19 protein-coding genes are annotated in these 22918 nt (G+C 51.6%); 4 read left to right on the forward strand and 15 right to left on the reverse strand.

Annotation, left to right across the window (positions count from 1 at the left end; translation table 11 throughout):
* Positions 1 to 396 precede the first annotated feature (396 nt).
* The 4 genes from fabF to HY774_26080 form a co-directional block, all read right to left on the reverse strand.
* Complete coding sequence (gene fabF / locus HY774_26065; GenBank protein MBI4751967.1) at positions 397 to 1653, reverse strand: beta-ketoacyl-ACP synthase II; 1257 nt, start codon at positions 1651 to 1653, stop codon at positions 397 to 399.
* A gap of 213 nt (positions 1654 to 1866) precedes the next feature.
* Entirely contained in the window at positions 1867 to 2637 is a 771-nt protein-coding gene (bshB1, locus tag HY774_26070) for a bacillithiol biosynthesis deacetylase BshB1 (protein ID MBI4751968.1), read from the reverse strand.
* A gap of 190 nt (positions 2638 to 2827) precedes the next feature.
* Entirely contained in the window at positions 2828 to 3094 is a 267-nt protein-coding gene (locus HY774_26075; GenBank protein MBI4751969.1) for a hypothetical protein, read from the reverse strand.
* Between the two features lie 573 nt (positions 3095 to 3667).
* Positions 3668 to 3931 (reverse strand): hypothetical protein, encoded by a 264-nt coding sequence (locus tag HY774_26080; protein ID MBI4751970.1) that lies wholly within the window; start codon positions 3929 to 3931, stop codon positions 3668 to 3670.
* Between the two features lie 93 nt (positions 3932 to 4024).
* Between HY774_26080 and HY774_26085 the strand changes: the two genes are divergently transcribed.
* Positions 4025 to 5674 carry a hypothetical protein gene (locus HY774_26085; protein ID MBI4751971.1) on the forward strand — a complete coding sequence of 550 codons (1650 nt, stop codon included), beginning with the start codon at positions 4025 to 4027 and terminating at the stop codon, positions 5672 to 5674.
* Between the two features lie 386 nt (positions 5675 to 6060).
* Here the strand turns inward: HY774_26085 and HY774_26090 are convergent, their stop codons facing one another.
* Both HY774_26090 and HY774_26095 read right to left on the reverse strand, forming a co-directional pair.
* Positions 6061 to 6879 carry an aldo/keto reductase gene (locus tag HY774_26090; GenBank protein ID MBI4751972.1) on the reverse strand — a complete coding sequence of 273 codons (819 nt, stop codon included), beginning with the start codon at positions 6877 to 6879 and terminating at the stop codon, positions 6061 to 6063.
* 138 nt (positions 6880 to 7017) lie between these two features.
* The gene (locus tag HY774_26095; GenBank protein ID MBI4751973.1) at positions 7018 to 8082 is read right to left on the reverse strand and encodes a hypothetical protein; all 1065 of its coding nucleotides are present in this window, start codon (positions 8080 to 8082) and stop codon (positions 7018 to 7020) included.
* Positions 8083 to 8249: 167 nt separating this feature from the next.
* Between HY774_26095 and HY774_26100 the strand changes: the two genes are divergently transcribed.
* Positions 8250 to 9017 carry an ABC transporter ATP-binding protein gene (locus HY774_26100; GenBank protein MBI4751974.1) on the forward strand — a complete coding sequence of 256 codons (768 nt, stop codon included), beginning with the start codon at positions 8250 to 8252 and terminating at the stop codon, positions 9015 to 9017.
* A gap of 147 nt (positions 9018 to 9164) precedes the next feature.
* The gene (locus HY774_26105) at positions 9165 to 10010 is read left to right on the forward strand and encodes a fructosamine kinase family protein (GenBank protein ID MBI4751975.1); all 846 of its coding nucleotides are present in this window, start codon (positions 9165 to 9167) and stop codon (positions 10008 to 10010) included.
* Between the two features lie 139 nt (positions 10011 to 10149).
* Here the strand turns inward: HY774_26105 and HY774_26110 are convergent, their stop codons facing one another.
* From HY774_26110 to HY774_26150, 9 genes are all read right to left on the reverse strand, one after another.
* Positions 10150 to 12069: an FHA domain-containing protein gene (locus tag HY774_26110; protein ID MBI4751976.1), complete on the reverse strand. Its 1920-nt coding sequence runs from the start codon at positions 12067 to 12069 to the stop codon at positions 10150 to 10152.
* Positions 12070 to 12350: 281 nt separating this feature from the next.
* Positions 12351 to 13784: an amidophosphoribosyltransferase gene (locus HY774_26115; GenBank protein ID MBI4751977.1), complete on the reverse strand. Its 1434-nt coding sequence runs from the start codon at positions 13782 to 13784 to the stop codon at positions 12351 to 12353.
* Between the two features lie 64 nt (positions 13785 to 13848).
* Complete coding sequence (locus HY774_26120) at positions 13849 to 14016, reverse strand: hypothetical protein (GenBank protein MBI4751978.1); 168 nt, start codon at positions 14014 to 14016, stop codon at positions 13849 to 13851.
* Positions 14017 to 14167: 151 nt separating this feature from the next.
* Complete coding sequence (locus tag HY774_26125; GenBank protein ID MBI4751979.1) at positions 14168 to 14587, reverse strand: hypothetical protein; 420 nt, start codon at positions 14585 to 14587, stop codon at positions 14168 to 14170.
* 234 nt (positions 14588 to 14821) lie between these two features.
* Entirely contained in the window at positions 14822 to 15790 is a 969-nt protein-coding gene (locus HY774_26130; GenBank protein ID MBI4751980.1) for a bifunctional oligoribonuclease/PAP phosphatase NrnA, read from the reverse strand.
* Positions 15791 to 15978: 188 nt separating this feature from the next.
* Positions 15979 to 16413, reverse strand: a complete 435-nt coding sequence (gene rbfA, locus HY774_26135) for a 30S ribosome-binding factor RbfA (GenBank protein ID MBI4751981.1) — start codon at positions 16411 to 16413, stop codon at positions 15979 to 15981.
* Positions 16414 to 16547: 134 nt separating this feature from the next.
* Positions 16548 to 19583, reverse strand: a complete 3036-nt coding sequence (gene infB, locus HY774_26140) for a translation initiation factor IF-2 (protein ID MBI4751982.1) — start codon at positions 19581 to 19583, stop codon at positions 16548 to 16550.
* Between the two features lie 86 nt (positions 19584 to 19669).
* Positions 19670 to 21079, reverse strand: a complete 1410-nt coding sequence (gene nusA / locus HY774_26145; GenBank protein MBI4751983.1) for a transcription termination/antitermination protein NusA — start codon at positions 21077 to 21079, stop codon at positions 19670 to 19672.
* A gap of 86 nt (positions 21080 to 21165) precedes the next feature.
* Positions 21166 to 21720 carry a ribosome maturation factor RimP gene (locus HY774_26150; protein MBI4751984.1) on the reverse strand — a complete coding sequence of 185 codons (555 nt, stop codon included), beginning with the start codon at positions 21718 to 21720 and terminating at the stop codon, positions 21166 to 21168.
* Between the two features lie 290 nt (positions 21721 to 22010).
* Here HY774_26150 and HY774_26155 point away from each other — a divergent pair, with 290 nt between their 5' ends.
* The gene (locus HY774_26155; protein ID MBI4751985.1) at positions 22011 to 22886 is read left to right on the forward strand and encodes a metallophosphoesterase; all 876 of its coding nucleotides are present in this window, start codon (positions 22011 to 22013) and stop codon (positions 22884 to 22886) included.
* Positions 22887 to 22918 lie beyond the last annotated feature (32 nt).

A 22918-nucleotide genomic window follows, 5' to 3' on the forward strand; every position in this document is an offset into this window, starting at 1 on the left:
CCCGGAAAAACCACGAGGAGAAATACTATCGAGCACACCAGCAAAAATTGAAACATTGCCACCTCAATTATCTCCCTTCCTGTCGGGAGTTGGGAGAGAGATTTTTGACTTGTGTCAAGGGACTTTTTATCACCTACTTAATCATCTTGTTTGGTGAATTTAACTCGACCTCTTTCTTAGAGGTTAACTCAAAATACCGCATCAAGGCGCCAGAATCAAATAAAGGTGTTTTCAGTGATCAAATTCAATATTTTGACACAGTTTTAATGCGCCGCCAGTCTGACCTGTCAGTTGAGTTTTACTGACAGGTCAGACTTTTCATCGAACATTTGTGAGGATTGAAAAAGGCGGTGGGTCGTCTTGGGGAGGGAAGGGCGTTGAATACGTGTCAGTTTTTTATTCAACCCGCTTTAAGAGTAGCCCGGCATTGGTGCCGCCAAAGCCCGAGGAATTGGACATGGCGTAGGTGATCTTCGCTGGTCGTGGCCGATTGGGCACATAGTCCAAATCGCATTCCGGGTCGGGTGTTTCGTAGTTGATCGTCGGTGGCAGGATTTGCCGTTCGACCGCGAGCGCCGTGTAGCAGGCTTCGATACCGCCCGCCGCCCCCAGCGCGTGTCCGGTCATAGATTTGGTCGAACTCACCGCCAGTTTGTACGAATGATCGCCAAAAACGCGCTTGATGGCCAGCGTTTCGAACTTGTCATTGTATGGCGTGGACGTTCCGTGAGCGTTGATGTAGTCAACCACTTCGGGTTCAACCTGGGCGTCGCGCAGCACATTGCGGATCATCCGGTACACGCCGTCTCCATTCGGAGCTGGGGTTGTAATGTGATGGGCATCGGCGCTCATGCCGTAGCCAACCACTTCGGCATAAATTTTGGCACCGCGAGCCCGCGCATGCTCATATTCTTCAATCACCATAATCCCGGCACCCTCGCCAAGCACAAAGCCGTCACGATTGAGGTCAAAGGGACGTGAGGCACCTTTCGGATTGTCGTTGTTGGTTGACATGGCTTTGGCGGCGCTAAACCCACCAACCCCCATTGGGGTGATGGCGCCTTCGGTCCCGCCGCACACCATGACATCGGCGTCTCCGTCCTGGATCAATCGGAAAGACTCGCCAATCGCGTGAACCCCAGCCGCACAGGCCGTGGCGGTTGCCGAGCTTGGGCCCTTTAAGCCGTGCCGGATTGAAACATAGCCGTCAGCCATATTCACCAGGTAGGAAATCATAAAATATGGCGAAATATGACGCGGTCCTTCTTTCATCAACCGGGCGTGTTCGCGTTCGATGATTCCAAAGCCACCAATCCCGCTACTGATATAGACACCGATACGATCCGCATTATCTGGTGTCACTTGCAGACCGGAATCGGCCAGAGCTTCTTCAGAAGCCGCCACGGCATAGTGGATATAAGGCGCCGTGCGTCGTTGTTCGCGATGATCAAAGTACTTTGACAGGTCAAAATTTTTGACTTCGACAGCAAACCGAACCTGGAATCCAGATGCGTCAAAATGCGTGATCGGGCCAGCACCTGACTGACCTTCCATCATCGAGGTCCAGTTTTCTTCGCGAGTATTCCCAATTCCAGTGACCAGTCCGATCCCGGTCACTACGACACGACGAGCACCATTGGCAGCGTTCTGCATACAGACTTTCCTTCTAAATAGAATGATTTGAGTGCGAAATTAGAGTCGCGCAATTTATCTTTCTTGACGCAAGGAAAGCAAGGGAATCAGGAAGCAGGGCCAGGGTTCAGAGTTCAGGGTTCAGGGTTCGGAGGGCAAATTTTGGTCCTTTTTGTCTTTTTGGTCCTTTTGGTTTTGACGCTTGCCAAACCCCGCAACCCCGAACCCCGAACCCTATGAATAAAAATTCATGGGCTGGGTCAGTAGCGCCATCGGGTCGGCGACATTGAGGGCTTCTTTCACGACAAAGGCTTCAGCGTCACGAACATTGATCAATCCGCCAAAATAGCGGTCACGCGCTTTCAAGCGGTCAAAGAAATCTTCACCTGAGAGCAGCGTTTGCAGATCCTGGCTGTTTGGGTTGTGAAATTGCGAAACGTGCGCGGCCAGGGCGGCCCATTTGGCTTCGCGGTGGGCACTGATATCAACCAGAAAGGTTGGCGACACGGTGCGCGGAAACAGATAGTGCGCGATAGCTGAAATGTAGTGCCGTTCCAACCCAAAATCGGCGTCATATTTGGCGAGGTGAGCCAGATGGGCGGCTTCCCGGATGATCTGGGCCGAGTGGGCATGGTCCGGGTGGGGATCTTCCGGGTAATGCGCAAAAATGACTTTGGGTCGCAACCGGCGCAGGGCACGCACCAGTTTTCGACGTGACGTGTCATCCGCCGAAATGTGGCCATCGGGAAGTCCCAAATTGGCGCGGACATCAAGTCCCAGGATTTGTGCTGCATTGTGGGCTTCGAGCGCCCGCATTTCGACTGTTCCGCGCGTTCCCATTTCGCCTCGGGTCATATCGAGGATGCCTGTTCGATGCCCCTGAGCTTTGAGTTTGAGCAGTGTGCCTCCGACATTCATTTCAACATCGTCGGGGTGGGCTCCGATTGCCAGTACATCAATGGTTGGCAATTCAGCGGTGGCTTGGGCTGTATAGGTAACCAGCATGCAGTTTCACCTTTCGTTTCAAGACTTCTTTTGTGCCTAAAAGCAACCACGCCAACAACTTAATCAGGTGTTGGCGCTGGATGCCGAAAAAAATTTGAAAAGGCGGGGATGTTGTTGAACGACCAGGACGAAGGGGGAGACTATTGTATTTCTCTCCGGCTGAACCCTGAACTCCGAACCCTGAATGATATTATTTTTCCTTCCCAAGAAAGTTATTTGAGACTTGCTGGGCAATTGAATTTTTCAGATCTTCGGCTGCCCGAGCCAGGAGTTTTGCCGCCACGGCAGAAGTTGAGGTTGCCTGCCCAAGCGTGACACAGGTCTCTAAAATTGAAAGCGTCTGACGATTGACGGGAACTGAAATAACGTGTGATGGACGACCCCGCCGGCTGACTTTTGATGACGCTTTTTCGGTGCTGGGGGCAGGTTCTGGCGCTGCTTTTTTAACTCGTGGCATGTGAAGCCTCCTGAATGAAAAAGAAAAATTCCGGTTTAAGAATAGATGACTTGCTGAAGATGATTTTGGCAGGAAATTTCATTCATTATTCTTGAACGAAAATGCTGAAGTGAAAATGCGTGAAGGAGTACCTGCATAATCCTTTCAGTATTTGAAAAAATACCTGGTTGAAGCAAAAAAAACAAGCATGCATCGCTCAAAAAAAGAGGCTTCATTCAATGAATGAAATGCAGTTTTTCAAAAGGAGATTAACGCGCAGGTAATTTAAAATACAACATAAGTGCTTTTAAATTAACTAGATATAAAGTGATTTGCAACTAAGTGGAAAAATGATTCAATTGTTTAACCAGAAGGTGAAGGGCCAAATTACTGGGAGATAAAAAGATATTCAAGAAAGATATTGAAGAAATAATCCTCCAAGAAATAATTTTCTCAAATCAATCGAAGCCCTCACGGAACATCGGCTGTAACTGGTTGAAACTGAGGCAGATTTCGGTAAAGTTTTCAGCAAGGATTCAACGAAAGGGATTGTTGAACATAGATGGTTCTACGAAAATAAAAAGATCTGTTTTTCTAGCGAAGAAATGGGAATTGAGGCGGCAAATTGAACAGTTTTTTTCCCGAAGATAAGTGCCGTTTGACTCGACCTTTATACACGGCGCCACATCGGCGGCATCGGTACAGGGCCTCATCTTTTCCAACCTGTTTTTGAACTTCAGGTGGAGCGGTCATCCATTCTTTCAAACATCCATTGCACACCGACTCTTTTCCTTTTTCATCAACATTTTTCACGGTGCAATTAAAATGATGTTCGCTTTTTAGGGCATGAAATTCCATGGGTAATCTCCTTTTCTGGCAAAGTGTTTCAAGGAAAGTGAGGTTTTTTGGTACTATCCGGGCATTCCACTCAGGTTTGTTTCCTCATTGTAAATGCGAATTCCACTTGATCCACCAAAATTTACTGATTTAGTGCAAACGCTGGTGCGCCATGCCCTGACACCAGCCATTGTGTTCTTACCCAGCCGCCGGGCCTGTGATGATGCGGTTGAATCGTTTCGCTCAATTCGTTCGGTTGGCCTGTCTTCTGACCAGATTGACCAGATTGAAGCCATTATTGACTCATTTGGGGACGAAGCACCATTCCTGCGGAAACATCGGCATTATTCGCTGGTCTTTCGAAAGGGAGTGGCGGCCCATCACGCCGGTCATTTGCCGGCCTGGAAGCATCTGGTTGAAAAACTTATGTCCTCCGGCTTGTTGCGGGCGGTTTTTTCAACCTCCACACTGGCTGCCGGAATTGATATGCCGGCGCGATCTGTGGTGATCACGGCCTCCAGTTTGCGAGGCGACGAGGGACACCGCGATATTAAAGCCTTCGAACTGGCCCAAATGACCGGGCGGGCTGGTCGTCGGGGACGTGACAAAGTTGGGTTTGCGGTGTTTATCCCCGGCCCATTTCAAGACATCCGCCTGATTCAAGAACGCCTGTTCCAACCACCAGAACCGATTGAAAGCAGTTTCAATGCCAACTACACGATGGTACTCAATCTGCTCCAACAGCTTTCCCCAGAGTCGGCGCGGGCCCTGGTCGAACGGAGTTTCCTTCAGTTTCAGCGTATTGAGCAGGCCCAACGCCTCCGGCCACGGCTGGAACGTATTCAAAAACTGGTCAATGACGATGCTGCACAGTGCCCGGCTGGAAACCGGGTAAAAACAATCATGCGGTATCAGGAGCTGGAACACACGCTCAATCGTTCGCGCAAACAGGTCAAATCACTACGGCGCATGGTGGATCGCGAACAAGTTGCCGCCGGAATGGATCCGGAATGGACGAAAAGCTTGATGGAGGGCCTCGAAAAAGAGGAAACCACCCTCCGGACACTTCTGGCCAAACGCGATGATTTGCCGTGTGGGACCTGCTCGCAACTGAAACGTTGTCCGCAACGGGCCGGAGAAATCGCGCACAACTACGAAGAACTGACCCGCCTCGAAGACCGCATGGACAGCTTTGAACATGGTCTCTGGTCGGGCTTCGAAGACTGCGTCAAAATCCTGCAACACTTTGATTATATTGATGATAACTGGCGCCCAACTGAGCAGGGAAACTGGGCGTCGTTTCTGCGGGTTGATAACACGCTGTTTATTGCCGAGTTGCTCCGCGATGGGTTTTTTGACACACCAGATGCCCGGACAATGGCGGCGCTGTGTGGTGGGTTAGCGGCTGAAGATCGTGATTTCACAACCAGTTATCACCAGCCGGAACCATTTCTGGCGACCCTGAGAAAAGCCGTTGGGATTGCCAAGGCGATTGAAGCGATTCAGGATCAGCATTCGTTTTACTGCCCAATGTGGATTGACAAAGAGGCCGCCAAACTGGTGTGGCTCTGGGGCGATGTCACCCGACCATGGGAAGAGCTTTTGAAACTGACCGAAGCCAGCGAAGGCGATATTGTCCGATTGATTTTACGCACCGCTGACCTGCTCGGACAACTCACTGGATTGGTTGATTCCCATCCACATATTGCCGCTCGCGCCCGCGAAGCTACCCGCCTGATCCGGCGACCGCCGATTGAGGAATGACAAGGTGATAGAATGACAGGGTGACAAGGTGACAAGGTGACAAGGTGACAAAATGATCTAAGGGAGTCGGATGGAAATATCATACCACCAGGGTTCAGGGTTCAGGGCCAGATACTCCACGTTGAGTGGTACCCGCCAGTTCCCCAGTCTTCATCTTGAGTCGGATCAGTCAACTCATCGCCGAAACCCTGAACCCTGAACCCGATTTCAGTGGGATTTTATTTTCTTCTGGGTCCCTAAGTACCTTACCGAAAATTTCCAGGCATTTTTAACCACGAAATACGCGAAAAGAATCAAACACTTATCAGATCCAATATCTCAGGGAACTTATGGCAAAGTACTTATTGTCACCCTGTCACCTTGTCACCCAGTCATCTTGTCACTGGTTAGTCTCTCATCTTATCAACAATTTGCGGTGATCCGCTTCGCACGGCCCGCCCAACGCGTCGCATCCATTCCAGTTCGTCTTCATCCATTGGCCCACGATCCAGAGCCGCCATTGCTTCGTCGAGTTCCTCCCGGTTTTTGGGGCCGATCAAACTCATAGTCACCGCCGGGTTAGAGAGTACAAACCGATAACAATCTGACCCACGCGGAACAGGTTCACCCGGAGGAACATTTCTGGGATTGACGAGTCCTCCCCAACGAGTTGCAGTGTAGGCCACAACTCCAGGTCGTTTTTTGGCCTTGAGATACGGAAAGACTTCGGTTTCCGCGCCGGTGTGGGCCGCGTTGTACCGAACCATGATTGCCCCATAGTTTGGATCTTCGATAAATCGCTGAAATGTTGGGCGATTGTGGCACGAAACCATAATGTGGCGGGCTTTGCCGGATTCTTTGAGTGCCAGTGCCGCATCCAGAATCCGTTTGGGTGGAAGATCGTTCCACCAGCCAAGTAGGAGCAGATCGGTGTAGTCAATTTTCAACTTTCGCAACGCTGAATTCAGTGATGGCTCCATCAACATCCCAATTCGGGTGTAGGTTTGAACCACAACGACCAGTTTTTCACGGTTTTTGGCGGCAATGTTCCTGATGGCCTGACCGAAATCACCACCCCGGAATGATCCCCAGTACAGGTAGTTGATGCCGCGCTCAAAGGCAGCCTCAACATCACGTCCAGCAATCCCGTAGCTGGACCCAATGCCCAGCGGACTGACTTTCAGTTTGGTGCTTCCTAAGGTTACTTTTTCCCATCCACAACCCATAATGACTCCTTGTGAGCGAAATAGTGAATAGTGAAATAGTGAATAGCGAAACGGTGAGAGACAGAGAATTTAGAGGTTGAACGCAACAACCTGAAACGTAATGCTGAGCTACTCGCTACTCGCTACTTCGCTATTTCGCTACTGTGGCGGCGGTAACTGCTTGATCGTTCCCGCATTGTTGATGATTGCGCGTGAGGTGGAGCCAACCGTAAATCGTGGGAAATCAGTCAGCGGAACCTCGTGTTGATAGGATTTTCCGGATTTTGGATCTTTCAACTGAACGACGTATTTTTCAGTCTTTTTCCCTTCACGGAGTTTGGCCTCCTCCGGGATTTTTGGCCAGTACGGAGAAGTGTCGGCACCATTTGCGCGGTCAGTTCGGATGGTTCGCCAGCGGTCTACCTGATACCGAACCTTGTCTTTATAGACTGGCTCATCACGATAGACCGGCTCTTCTTCGGTTCGAGTTTTGGTGCGGTTTTCATAGACTGGCTCGTCTTTGTAAACATCTTCAAAATAACCATTTCCAAGGTCTTTCGTGCCGGTTTTGACTCTTTTGGTACCAACTTTTACTTTTTCCGTGTAGGTTTTGGTGACCGTCCGCGTACCGGTTTTGACTTTTTCATTGTGGTGAAATTCACGTCGGCGCGAAAGCTCACGGGCGTCCGATGGGACTTCGCCAACCCAGGATTCTTCGGTAAGTGTTTGCAATTGCTCAACTTCAACCGTTCGCTCCCAGTGGACCCCAGTAACGTTGAGCGGGACTTCGTGGGTCCGCGTGAGATAGATTCCAAGACCAAGGAAGAGAAGACCCGCAACCACCACCAGGCCGCCACACCCAAGTAACCCCTTGACCATCCAGGATTTCCCGCTGGTCGTGGGTGGTTCGGGCATCATTGATTGGGCTTCGGGTGGGGGCACCAGGCCCACTTCACGATTGACCGAACTCCCACGTGGAGCACCACATTGCCGGCATCCTTCAGCCGTACTCACATTTGAGACACCACAGGTTTCACAAATCCAATCCGGCCCGCGCTGAGCCGATGTAAGCTCAGCCTGGTCAGTGATTTCCGGGGCATTCTCATCATAAATGAATTGCACATCTTGTTCACGAACTGCCCCACATCCGGTACACTTCAAGTCCCGTCCGCGGTTGAGCATGTCACAGTAGGTACATTTCCACTTGCCTTCACGGATCGTCATAGCCAGAGTTCCTTCTGCTGATGTAAGGTGTGCGAGCTGAAGCCGTTGAGAGGGTTCAGGGTTTGGGGTTCAGGGTTTGGGGAAATACAAATTTTATAAGCGGTTCATCATTTTCCAATCCCAAGAAATGACTCCAAACTGGTCATATCAATCTTTGGGAGCTGTTGATGTCTGAAGAAAATCCAAGTGTACCTGTGATTGAGGCAATTGGTCTGCAGAAAAGTTATGGCCACCATCAAGCGGTTAAAGGGGTTGATCTGGTGGTGCATCCCGGCGAAATTTTTGGCTTCTTAGGTCCCAACGGCGCTGGGAAGACAACCACGATTAAAATGCTGGTTGGGCTCCTGTCGCCCTCGGCTGGAGTCGCCCGGATTGGTGGCCATGATATTCAGAAAGAACCGATTCAGGCCAAGTCTTTGATCGGGTATGTTCCGGACCAGCCGCACCTGCCGGATAAACTGACGGCCAGGGAATACCTGCGGTTCATTGCTGGTCTGTATAACCTGGATCGCGCTGCCGCCCGCCGTCGGGGGGAAGAATTGCTCAAACTTTTTGCTCTGAGCGATCAGGCTGATGAACTGGTTGGCGGGTATTCACACGGTATGCGCCAGAAGATGGTTCTTGCTGGGGCGTTGCTCCACGATCCCAAAGTGTTTTTTCTGGATGAGCCAACAGTTGGACTTGACCCACGAAGCGCCCGGTTGATTAAAGACATTTTGCGCGACCTCGCTAGCCGTGGAACAGCGGTTTTTATGTCAACGCACATTCTTGAAATTGCTGAACGGATGTGCGACCGGGTGGCGATTATTTTTGATGGGCGGGTGATTGCAATTGGAACCATGGAGGAGCTTCGCACGGCTCAAACCAGTGAAAGCCTGGAAGACATTTTCCTGAAATTGACTGGTGGAACTGATGATAAAGCGAGTAGCGAGTAGCGAACAAAAGCGAGTAGCGAGTAGCAAGTAGCGAGTAGTCAATCAAAAGAGTTTGAAAACCCTGAACCCTGACAAGATGACCGACTGACAAGGTGACAGGGTGATTTTTTCATCCCTCATCCCTTCCGAAAACCCTGAACCCTAACTATGAAATTACAGCTTGAAACAATTCTTGGTCAGCCGATCAAACGACTTTCTGCCCTCAGCGGAGGCTGTGTGGGCGAGGTCTATCGAGTCTGGCTTGAAAACGGTGATTCCGTTGTTGCCAAGGTTGATCAGCGACGAACTGCCGTGCTTGATACCGAAGGATTTATGCTCCAGTACCTGCGCGACCATTCGTCGCTTCCGGTGCCGGCTGTGATGTATTCGTCGTCAAATTTGCTCATCATGGAATTTATCGAAGGCGGCAGCACTTTTCCAACCGCTGCCGAACGTCACGCGGCTGAACTCCTGGCGGCGCTCCACACCGTCAATGCGAAGCAGTTTGGGCTTGAACAAGATACTTTGATTGGTGGATTGCATCAGCCAAACCCCTGGACTGCGTCCTGGGTCGAATTCTTCCGTGACCAACGGTTGTTGTTTATGGCAAGGGAAGCCTTACAGTCCAGTCAACTGCCACGGACTGTCTTTTCCCGGCTGGAGAAATTTGCCGAGCGGCTTGATGAATGGATCGAAGAGCCCGACTATCCGTCACTCATTCATGGTGATGTCTGGACCACCAATGTGTTGAGCCATCAGGGACGCATTACCGGATTTATTGACCCGGCGATTTATTATGGCCACCCTGAAATTGAGTTGGCCTTTACGACGCTGTTTCACACCTTCGGCCAGGCTTTTTTTACCCGGTATCAAGAGCTAAAGCCAATTAAACCAGGGTTTTTCGAAATTCGACGGGATTTGTATAATCTCTACCCGCTTCTGGTTCATGTGCGTTTGTTTGGCGGTGGGTATGTGGGCTCAGTCAGTGGGATTCTATCGCGAATCGGGTTTTAGGTGAGTGAAATAGCCAGGGAGCGAAGTAGTGAAATAGCGAACAAAAGCAAATAGTGAGTAGTCAGACATAGCTTCTGTCTCTATGTCACCTTGTCACCTTGTCATCTGTCACTCTGTTACCTTGTCACCTGTCATCCTGTCATCTTGTCGCGGCTTCGATCAATTCCTGCAGTTCATCAAATTTGTATTCTTTGAGCATGGCCTGAACGACCTCGGCCACATACCCATCAAGGTCAATAATCTGGTCAATGACTTGATTGGCGGCTTCGATATCACCTTCTAAAACCGCTTGATACAGGATGTTGAGGACATCCGCTGGGAGTTGAGCCAGTTGAGCGGGTGTAACCGAAGGGGCTTTCACCTTTTTGAGCGGGTACGCATCGGTAATTGTGTCAAACATATCAACTGCCAGTTCCTGGGTTTCCAGGTTGATTGGCAACCGGATGGTAAACGTGGTACCGACGTTTTCAGTGCTTTCACAGGAGATTGTTCCTCCGTGGGCTTCGATGATGCGGCGGCAGATTTCCAGGCCAAGTCCGGTGCCCTCTTCGCCTTTGGTCGAGAAAAATGGCTCCCAGATATGGTTGAGGTTTTCCAGGGAAATTCCGCTTCCATTATCGGAAATGGAAATGAGGGCATCGTTGCCGTCAACAGTCAGCAAAATCTGGATTTGCCCCTTATTTTCCTGTGTTGCCTCGGCTGCATTTCGGATCAAATTAATGATGACCTGTTCCAGTTTTTCATCATTAAAGGCCAGTTTGGGGGTTGCGGTGTAGGTAAACTCGACCTGCCGTTTGGAAATAATCGGATCGAGCCGCAACAGCGAAACTGTTTTTTCGAGCGTCGGTACGATAGGCCGGGCGCTTTTTTCATATTCGACGGGCCGATTCCGGGCAAATTCACGGATTTCCTCAACCAGTGCCAGGGCTCGCTTCTGACCGGTAATCACCATCTCCGCAAAGCGACTGACCTCCGGGTCATCAGCATATTTCTTTTGAATCACTTCAATACCGCTCAAGAGAGCCAGCCGATTGCGAAGTTCGTGTGAAATGGCAGACGTGATTTTACCGATTGTGGCCAGCCGTTCTGATCGGACGAGTTGTTCTTGCGTCGCTCGCAATTCCTCGGTCAGGCGAATATTTTCAATGACGAGTCCGGCTTCCTGGGCCGTTGCCATGACAAATTCAAGGTCTTCGGAATCAAACAGGCCCGGCATATGGCTGTAGAGGTAGCACACGCCCCAGACCCGTTTTTTCGAATTGATCGGTGCTGACAGCACGGATGAAACCCGCTGGATAATCACGCTTTGCTGAGCTGAAAATCGCTCGTCGGTTGAGGCATCAGTCGAGCGGATGGCGACATTGTCCTGAAACGTCTGGGCGACGATGGTTCGGCTGACTTTGATTGATTCGGTATGGGTAATGTCGCGATTGCGTTGCGCCACCATCTCCAGTTCCTGGGTGACCGGGTTGAGCAGCATAATCGCGCCGCAATCAACCGGAAGACACCGAAACAGCGATTCAAGCCAGCTTTCGGTAAGGTCTTTGGTGCTCTGCATCGGGAGCATGGTGCGGGTGATTTCATACAGTGATGTCAACCGCTCCAGCGTCCGGCCAGTGATATATTCCGGCTGACGCATCAACTCCAGGTTGATAAACCGGGCCTGGCGGGCAGTTAATCTCAGATCAATTCGCGACGTGTCAATGGGGTTTAAGCTGCTGGTGGAAACGTAGGCTGGATATTCAAACTTCAATTTGGCGATGCTGGGGTCACCTAAAATGATTTCATCGCCAGGTTCGAGCAGGTATTCGTTGATGCGTTCGCCCTTGATAATCGTTCCGACCTTGCTGCCTTTATCCCGGAGCACATATTGCCCATCAGCAACCATGAGTATTTCAGCGTGCATGCGTGAAATCAGCGTGTCGCTGATTTGCAGATCGTTGTCAGTTCCGCGCCCAATCGAAAACACCGACCCTGGAATCTCGATCTTGGAGGGATTCATGCTTCTGCCCGTCACAATCAAGTACGGTTTGCGCAGCTCAGTTTGAAGTTCATCCATAAGTGCCTTGCCTGGAACCAATAAGCGAACAGGTGTCCGCTCAGGTTGTGATGTGTTTTGAGTCAACGGAAACGAGAAAGGAGTCTCGGGATCGGTTTGGTCAGTGAAAAAAAGGCATTATACAACAGGGGCGGCAAAATACACGGAGGCTTTGAGATAAATGAGAGATAGGGGATGGATGACAGGGAGGCAAGGTGACTGGGTGATAAAGTGACTGGGGGACAAGGGGACAAGGTGACTGGGTGATAAGGTGACTGGATTTTCTGATTACTCGCTACTCGCTATTCACGGTGGTTCGCGACTCGTTTTGAGTGAGCTAGAACCTTTGCTTTTTCAGCCTGTGATTGATGGGGAGTTTGTAACGGGTATTTGCCCGTGTAACAGGCGGAGCAGAATGAGAGACCTTCGTCGGCGCCACAGGCGGTTAAGAGCCCCTGGTGGCTTAAATAGCCCAGACTGTCGGCATTGATGAATTCGCGAATTTCCTCGATGGTGGAATTAAAGGCAATCAATTCTTTATAGGTCGGCGTGTCTACGCCGTAGTAGCACGGCGAAATGGTTGGCGGGCAGCTAATCCGCATATGGACTTCGGTGGCTCCGGCCCGGCGGACCATTTCCACAATCTTACGGCTGGTTGTTCCGCGCACAATCGAATCATCCACCAAAATCACGCGTTTGCCTTCGAGCAGGTCACGAACTGGATTGAGTTTGACTTTGACCCCAAAGTGTCGAATTGCCTGCTGGGGTTCAATAAAGGTGCGTCCGACATAATGGTTTCGGACCAGCCCAAACCGGAAATTAATTTTGGATTCCGCCGCATATCCGATGGCTGCGGCCACACCTGAATCTGGAATTGGGACCACAATATCAGCCGGAACTGGATGTTCCAGGGCCAGCCGTTTTCCCATTTTATGGCGGCTTTTATTCACACTTCGGCCAAAAACCAGGCTGTCCGGGCGTGAAAAATAGACGTGCTCAAAAATACAGAACGCTGGTTTGTGCTCTGGAAATGGAGATTGGGCGTGGATGCCGTCCTGGTTGATCATGACGACTTCACCTGGTTGAACGTCCCGCAGGTAGGTCGCACCGATCAAATCAAAGGCACAGGTTTCAGAGGCCACGACATACGAGTGTTCATCAAGCTGGCCGATGCACATTGGCCGAAAGCCATGCACGTCGCGCACGGCAATCAAACAGTCAGGCGTTTGAATCAGGATTGAGTACGCTCCTTCGACGGTGCGAAACGTTTCGACAACGGCTTCATACAGCGAGGTTTTGCGGGAGCGGGCAAGTTTGTGCAAGACCACTTCCGTGTCGCTGGTGGATGAAAAAATCGCACCCTCTGCTTCCAGTTCACGGCGCATGTCACTGGCAAACGGCAAATTTCCATTGTGACAGGTCGCAATTTCGCCCCAGTGGCATTTGATCGCAAATGGCTGGGCTTCGTTGATGCTGACTTCGCCCGCCGTTGAGTAGCGGACGTGGCCAATGGCCCGGTTTCCAGGCAACCGGCGAAAGGCTTCTTCGGTAAAAATTTCGCTGACGTGACCCATGCCGCGTTCGCTAAACAACCGATTTCCATCGCTTGAGACAATCCCGGCTGACTCCTGACCCCGATGTTGCAGTGAGTAAAGTCCAAGGTAGGTTAATCGGGCGGCTTCGGGGTGTCCCCAAATGCCAAAAACACCGCATTCTTCGCGAAATTTGTCGTGCATATCGAAGTTCATGGAGTTACAGGGGCATCGTTCAGGTCAAACTGAGACCAGGAAGGCAAATCGCTTAGAGCAGGTACATCAGCCAGCTTAAGGCCAGACCAATTCCAATAAATGAAAGGAAGACCCGCAATCCATAGAGCAGGCGTGCTTTCGGCGCATTGACTTCGCTTGAAACCCCTGCAAACACGGCGGATACAAATGCCGCAAAAAGTACCATTAAGAGGAAATGCATAGTATTCCGATGTGAAGAAAATGGACGTCTGAAGGGATGCAGGATGACGGACGAAATAGAATCAATTCTTCAGTCCGATGTCTTCACCCCGGCGTTTTCAGCCCTGAGCCTGCGAGTCTTCAGCCCTCAGCCCCTCGCCCTGAGCCATGGTTCAGGCTTTGCGACCCATCCCAATATCAAAGGCATCAAAAATAATCAGATAGTTCAGCAATCCAGCGACTGCCAGAAAATTGTTGGCGTGTTCAAACAACGGCTGACCTGGGAGGAGTTCTCGACCGACGTTGAAAATGTATAAAACCGGATACAGCAGGCCAATTCCGACATCACTGAGAAAATATAAATGTGATAATCGGTCCATATCAGACCAGGTGTAGAGATGCCCTTTCATCAGCAACCCCAATGCAACCATGCCATAAATGCAGACCAGAAAGAGCACTCCTCGCCCCACTCTTCCCAGTACAAAATGCCCGGCGCCTGGAATAAGTGCCGCCGCAATACAGGCCGTGAAGAGTTTGGGGAATGGCACTGCCGGAAATGGAGTTTTGAGAGTTATCTCAGGTTTTGAATTCATGCGTTGGTGTGTGGTATGTGACCAGGGAAGCAAAGTCGTGACACCCGAGAGTGTCTGGAAGAAAGCTCAGTTTTTCCAATCTGATACCGCCAGTGATGTATCTGTACCGGATACGTCTGACCGGATTTGCCCGTCGGTTGTTGACACATCCCTGAGTGGCTCATTACAAACGCGGCTGGCGGTGGTGACCAACCAGCGGATTGTCAGGTGGACGATCCCTCAACTGGAGCGTGATCAATCAGCCGCAATCGGGGTAATTCCCAAAGCTCGTTGTAGGCAAGACAGAATCTGATTTTCCGCCGCTTGCAACGGTCCCTTGTAGGCACATCCGGAGGCGTTGCGATGACCGCCGCCACCGAACTTTTCGGCAATTTTGGCCACATTGACATTGCCTTTTGAGCGCAGGCTGATCCGGAAGTTATCTGGCTGCAGTTCCTTGAAGAACGCCACGACTTCAACTTCTCCGACCGACAATGGATAGTTGACGATGCCATCCAGGTCATCTTCGCTGGCGCCGACCTGGCCCATCAGGTGATTGGGCATGGTAACCCAGGCAATGCGCCCGGTTTCATCCCGTTGAAGCGTCGAAAGAACCTCACCCAAAAGTTTAATTTTGGTGTAGGGGTTGGAGTAAAACAGGGAATGTGAAATGAATGCTGGACGTGCGCCGCGCCGGACCAGTTCCGATGCGATTTTGAAGGTGCGTTCCGTGGTGTTGGAAAAATGGAAAGACCCGGTATCGGTGAGCAATGCCGTATAGACACACTCCGCAATCTCTTGATTGACGGTGACCCCGAGCGCTTTGCACAAGTTATAGATCATTTCCCCAACTGCGGCGGCAGTGGAGTCAATCCAGTTAATTTGTCCAAATAAAGCAGTTGTACTGTGATGGTCAATGTTGACGACAAATTGTTTTTCGAGTCCGATCAGTCCAGGGCGATCAATATCACTACATTCGATCACAAATGCCGCATCAAATGGCTGTGTGATCTCCGGCATTTTGAGGATATCTTTGGTCCCAGGTAGATTCCGATAGGCGTAGGGCACGCTGTCTTTGATAATAACGCAAACGTCTTTGTTGAGGGCTTTGAGTGTCCAATAGAGTGCAAGTGATGATCCAACGCTGTCTCCGTCTGGGCGGACGTGAGATGTGATCATAAACTTGTCTTTGGATTCTATGAGTTCAACCACCTGACTGAGCATAGGCAATCTCCGAACGGTCGCAAGGATTGAGCGAGAGAAACATCTGGCCAACTGGAGGGACCAGCGAGGCAACCGACGCTACGGCTCAGAAACGAGGTGTACCGGCCAAAGCCCTGGATCTCTGGTCGTGCTTGATTTCTGGATGTTCCATCCCTGAATCACCAGTTTCTGTTGCCAGCAGACCTGAATTACGCTTCAGAGTCGGATTGATCCGTTGTTTCCAAAGGCATTGATGTTCCTTTTTCTTCGCTTAAGAGTTGCTCAACGCGCAGGGCCTGGGCGTAAGCAACATCATAGACAAAATGGAGTTGAGGGGTTTTCCGCAAATTGAGTCGAGCGGCAAGCTGGTGTCGAATAAACGGACCCGCGTGATTTAAGGCATCAACCAGAACAGCGGTATCAGGGTTTTCCCCCGTGGTGACCACAAAGACCCGGGCGTGATGCAGGTCTGAAGTCAATTCGACTCCCGTGACATCAACCCCATGGATTCGGTCATCAGAAACTTCAAAACAAATGATTTCGCAGATTTCTTCGCGGACACTTTCAGCCAGACGTTCACGCCGGTGGTTGACTGAACCACTCTGATGTCTGGATCGTGACGACTGCGTTCCTAAACGCCCCATACTTCTATCTTTGACTTTCAAATTGAAAAGGGGTTCAGGTTGAGAGAAGTTTCGGTTGCTGAAAAAAGCCTTTTCTTCCCAACCTCAAACCCCAAACCCAGGTAAATTGACGGCGTCACGAGTGTGCGCCGGAATTACAGTTCAGTCGGCAGCACTTTTTCCGTGGTGAATACTTCAAGGACATCGCCCGGTTTGATGTCATTAAAGCGTTCGACACCAATTCCGCATTCAAACCCGGTTTTGACTTCACTGGTATCATCCTTAAAGCGCCGCAACGAACTCAGATGACCTTCAAAGATCACGGTATTGTCACGCAATACCCGCACCTGAGCCGTCCGCTTGATGATTCCATCCGTGACCATACATCCAGCCACGTTGCCAACCTTTGGAATTTTAATCACCTGGCGCACTTCAGCCCGGCCAAGTTGAACTTCCTTGAGCGTCGGATCCAGCATGCCGATCATGGCCTTGCGCATTTCTTCTTCAACTTTATAGATAATGCTGTGCATGCGGATATCAACTTTTTCCTGTTTGGCCAGTTCCGAGACGCGAGGTGCCGGGCGGACATTAAATCCAATGATGACACAGGTATGGGCCATATCATTGGATGCGGAAGCCAGCAGCACGTCTGATTCGGTAATGGCACCGACGTCGGCCCGAATGACTCGAACTTTCACCCGTTCGGAGGAAAGCTTTTCAAGTGTATCGCGCAGCACTTCAACCGATCCCTGAACGTCGGCTTTGAGGATGACCAGCAGTTCTTTCAGTTTTCCGGCTTTCATCTGTTCAAACACATCTTCCAATCCACGAGCCGCGCTACTGGAAAGCTGTGCAATCCGGTGTTTTGACTGCCGCCAGGTCGCGATTTCCTGGGCTTTGGCCGCATCGGTCACCACCTGAAACAGATCACCGGCTTTCGGAACACCTTGCAAACCAAGGATTTCCACTGGGATTGCCGGTCCAGCGCTCTGGACGTTTCGGCCACGATCATCAAAGAGCGCCCGCACCCGGCCAAAATTCAGACCGGCGATGATTGGATCCCCAATGTTGAGCGTGCCTTGCTGAACCAGGACGCTCGCCACTGGACCCCGGCCTCGGTCAAGACGGGCTTCGAGAACAACTCCGGAGGCAAGCCGTTTGGAATTGGCTTTCAGTTCAAGGATATCCGTGGTGAGAATGATCATTTCCAGCAGCGATTCGAGGTTGATCCGCTGCTTGGCCGAGATTTCGACCATGACGGTGTCGCCGCCCCAGCCGTCCCACAACAAGCCGTGGTCGGCCAGTTCTTTTTTCACCCGGTCAATGTTGATTTCAGGTTTATCAATTTTATTAATCGCCACCACCATTGGAACACCGGCTGCCCGGGCATGGTCAATGGCTTCAACTGTTTGTGGCATCACCCCGTCGTCGGCAGCCACCACGATGACCGCCACGTCCGCCCCCTTGGCGCCACGAGCACGCATCAGGGTAAAGGCTTCGTGGCCTGGGGTATCCAGGAACACGATCCGGCGCATTCTTTCACGGTTGTCTGGATCGGGAACCTCCACGGAATAGGCACCGATATGCTGGGTGATTCCACCCGCTTCACCAGCCGCCACACGAGTGTTGCGGATGGCGTCCAGGAGGCTGGTTTTGCCGTGGTCAACGTGACCCATCACGGCGACCACGGGTGCGCGGTTTTCATCGGAATCTCCAGTTGATGGCTCTTCAGTGATTTCCTGTTCGGCCACCATTTCCTCAAAGCCGCCGATTGAAACTTCAAAGCCGAATTCACGGCCAACTTCACGCATCATTTCTTCGGTCATGGCCTGGTTGATTGTCACCATGAGTCCTTTGGTCAGGATCAGCGCCACCACATCCTTCGGCTTGACTTCAAGTTTTTCAGCCAGCTCTTTGACCGTGGTGCCTTCTGGAACCCGGATTGGCTTCAGTTCGGTGAAGGTTGGTCGCGGTGCCGGAGTGATGAGTTTGGTTGGGTTGGGACGCAGGCGGATATCACGTTCGTGCTGTTCGCGCTTCCCGGTGCTATCCGTTCTGGGATCTTTGCCTCCGCCAGGTCGGCGGGCACCAGGTTTATCATTCCGGCCCTTTTGGTCTTTCGGTGGAATGTAGGTCGTCCGGGTTGGAGCTGGAGCAGCGGCGGCTTCGGCGGAAGCTTCACGGGCTGGACCAGGTCGGGGCGTTTCACCACCTCGACGGGAATCATCCTCACCTTGTGGGCGTCGGGCTGGTGCTTGACCACGGGGCGGAAATCGCCGGTCATCGGTATGGGTACCGCCCTCGGCTGAGCGCGGTGACGGTGGGCCCGACCTGGGGCCATGGCCCACGGACGGTGGTGCCGGTTTGGCCATTGGTGGGACGACTGGCGGAGTAATTGGACGAATTTGAAACACCGACGGAGTTGATTGCGGCGGCGTGGCCACTTTCGGCTCGACCGGAGGTGGTGTTGGTTTTGGAACTGAGATCTCGCGAACGGTTGGTGCAGGGACGGATTTTGAAACAGGAGCTGGTTGAGGGGTCATTTCTTGTGATGGAACTGATGGTGTTACTGGTGGCGTCACCGGCGGCGCGGTAGGTGGTTCAATCCGAATGACCCGCGTGGTCGTGACTTCGGGCTCAGGTGCTTTGGCTGGTGCCTCAACCTGAACTGGACTGGCACTGGTGATGGTTGCCGGTGGAACCGCGGGTGGTTCAGGTTGAGCGGTCACCGGGGGGGGAGGTTGAATTGAGTGAACTGTCGGCAGCACTCGCGGAGCTGGAATTGGGGTAATCACTTGTGATGGCGGGGCGAGTGGCACCACTCTGAGCGGTTGGGTCTCAGGCGCTGTACTCTCTGATTCGTGGCTCGGTGTTGATATGGTGGGTGATTCAACCCGCCTCACCCCCTTGATTAACTTGGGCATATTAGTGGTTGGCCGGGGAGGGGGAGTGGCGCTTGGCGGCGGTTGAACTGCCTCACTGACAACATGCCCACCCTTCATCAATTTAACCGGAGCCGCCGGAGTCGCCCGTTTGGGAAAGTAGAGATTGCGTACTTTCTCGGCAATATCGTCTGGGACGGAGTTTGACGCTACGCGAACGTCATATCCGAGGCGACGCACCTCATCCATGATCTTTTTGTTGTCCAGCTTCAACTCTTTGGCCAGATCGTAAATTCTGATCTTCGACATGCACACTCCGTTTTGATTGCAGTAATTGCGATAGCGCCAGGCTGGTCAGTGGCCGACTGGGCAGCCTTTGGCCAATGTCTGGTTGATTAGTCCTGGGTGGCCGATTCAGCTCCCTCCTCTGGTTCAGAAGTCGAATCGGCGGCGGCAGATGGTTCCCCTTCAGGGTCGGAGAACGTTTCGAGGTGAGCCGCGGCAGCTTCGCGTTCACTCATCCGTTCTGATTTAATCTGCATAATTTGATAGGCTTGTTCGGCCAGCGTCTGGGCTTCATCCAAACTGACGTCCAGGATATGAGCCACGTCATCAACGCTACACTCGGCCAACTGTTCAACCGTTTCAATTCCAGCTTCGGCCAGTTTTTTGAGGTAGGAGGAATTCATTTCTCCGACGGCGGCGAGCGGTACGGTTGGTGCTGACAACAATGCCTCCATTTGGCTGGCGACCTGACGTTTCATTTCGCCTTCACTGCGGATGTCAATGTGCCAGTCAACCAGTTTGGCGGCGAGGCGCACATTTTGTCCTTTTTTGCCGATGGCCAGACTCAGTTGGGAATCCTCGACCACCACTTCCAGGTGCTGACGTTGAAAATCAACGATCTGGACTTTGCTGACCTTGGCGGGTGACAGCGCATTGGCGGCAAAGACCACCGGGTCTTCCGACCAGGGGATAATGTCAATCTTTTCACCCCGCAGTTCACGAATCACGGCCTGGACACGTGAACCCTTCATTCCCACACAGGCGCCAACTGGATCCACATCCGGGTCGTTTGAGTACACTGCAACTTTGGCCCGATCACCTGGTTCGCGGACGGCGGCTTTGATAACCACTGTCCCATCATAAATTTCCGGGACTTCGGTTTCGAACAAGCGCTTGATAAGTTCGGGGCTGGTGCGTGAAACTTCGACCTGTGGACCTTTGGCTTCTTTGCTGACATTGTTGATGACGACGCGGATGCGGTCCCCCTGGTTGAAGGGTTCAACCGGAGACTGCTGAGAGCGGGGGAGAATGGATTCGATTTTTCCCAAATCAACAATCATGTTACCGCGTTCAAAGCGTTTGACAAAGCCATTGACCATCTCGCCGATGCGGCTGACATATTCATTGTAGATGTTATTGCGTTCAGCTTCGCGGACTTTTTGGAAAATAATCTGTTTGGCCGTCTGTGCGGCAATGCGTCCCATTTCTTCCATCGGGCGCGGAAATTGCAGCATGTCGCCAACTTCGACCTCGACATCTTCGCCAAAAATTGCCCGTGCTTCATCGAGTGAGATTTCAGTTTCAGGCGAATCAACTTCGTCCGTCACTTGCTTGAGTGCATAGAGTTCAAGCTGTTGCGTCTCTTCGTTATAGATCACGTGCAGATCTTCTTTGGTTTTGAAATGTTTACGCGCGGCGGTTGCCACGGCGTCTTCGACGGCGCTGATGACGATTGAATGGTCAATATTTTTTTCGCGGCACAATTGTTCAATTGTTTCCGCTAAGGGACTGCTGCTCATAGACTCTCCGTGTATTCGAAGGAATATGCGGTATGTATCGGCGGAAGAGGCGTGGGGGATATGTCGTGAGTGACAGTTTCCACGGCCTACGACGGCTTACGCTGCTGAGATTTTTCTTTAGCGACCCGGAAGAGGTCTGGTAAATTGACTTCCAGATGCGCTTTTTCAATCCAGGAAAACGGAATTTCCAGGTCCTTACGGTCGATTTTGCGGTTCCCTTTGATGGAGATCATCACAACCGGCTCGGCGGGACCGGATGAGGCTTCCAGGGAAGCCTCCGGTTCACGCACACCAAGGAGTATGCACCGGAAGTTGCGGCTTCCATCAATTGGTTGAGATGTGCGGAGTTTGATCTGGTGGCCGGCAAAACGCTGATAATCCTTGAGGCGATACAGGCCGCGTTCCACGCCTGGTGAGGAGACCTCCAACAAATAAGTCTGAGGGATGAGATCAGCTTGATCCAGTTGAAGTCCAATTTGGTGGCTCAGATACGAGCAGTGGTTGAGTGTAATCCCCTCTGGATGGTCAACCAATACCCGTAGCACGCGTTGCTTTGATTCATCCGTCACTTCACAGTGAACAAACTCAAAGCCCGCTGAAGTTATAACCTGCTCGATCAATTCTTTTACTTGCTCGTCCACGCGTGATGAAGGGAGTTGGGGTCACAGTCGTGATTTTCTGAAGCTGAAGGTCACGGCTGTGAGCGCAAACTTGAGATCTGCTGTATGTAAATCAAGGTGGGCGTTGCTGCCCACCTTTGCGTAAGCCTTTAAGTATATATGCGGTGTGTGAAGAGGGCAAGTAGATTGTGCACAACCTCGAATGATGTCACACCTGGCCAGTCAGGTATGGTACTATCCGACTGGCTTCCATGGTTTTTTCTGCTGGCTCAGTTGAGTTTCACTCTGGCTTCATACAAGGGATACCTCTTATGCGCAAACGCCGACCCCGTGCTGTTTCTCAACACAAATTGGCGCGCCGAGACGAATTGCTGGTGCTGACCGCCGGCTTTCTGAAGCGTGTACAGGTTGATTTTAAAGAAACCTATGCTTTCGAAGTTACACATCAGCCGATTTACCTGCCGAATCTGCCTTCTGAGTTTGAAGGATTTCGCATCGTTCAGCTTTCAGATATTCATCATAGTCCATATCTGACGCTTGAGCACCTGTCTGAAGCCGTGGCGATTGCCAACAGTCTGGAGCCGGATCTGATTGTATTGACTGGAGATTACATTACCCATACGGCTGTGTATATTGAGCCCTGTGCCGAACGATTAGGGGATTTAAAAGCGGTGCATGGCGTGTATGCCGTGTTGGGGAATCACGATGTCTGGGTCAATGCCCGTGCCGTGACCAAAGCCTTTGAACGCCATCACATCCATGTGCTGACCAATATCAACACCGAAATTTCGATTCGGGGGTCATCCATTTGGTTAAGTGGTATTGGTGATTTGATGATGCACTTTCACGATTTGCCAGCGGCACTCAAAGGAACCACGTCGAAGTTCCCTCGCATTTTGCTTTCGCATAACCCGGAAATTATTGAAGAAGCAGCCTCTTCAAAGGTTGATCTGGTGCTGGCCGGCCATACCCATGGCGGGCAATTCCAGCTTCCGCTCATTGGATCACCCATGGCCCTCAACCGATATGGGCGACGGTATGCCCGTGGGTTAGCGGCGATGGAGGATACCCAGATTTACGTCAATCGTGGACTTGGCACTGTTTTTGTCCCCGTGCGCTATCAATGCCCGCCGGAGATTTCGTTGCTACAACTTACGGCTGATCCACTCAAGCCATTGATGCTCTGAGCAATGAGTCCTCTCCATTGCTGTCTGTTGGG

The sequence above is a fragment of the Acidobacteriota bacterium genome, from assembly GCA_016208495.1.
Taxonomy (GTDB): Bacteria; Acidobacteriota; Blastocatellia; order Chloracidobacteriales; family Chloracidobacteriaceae; genus JACQXX01.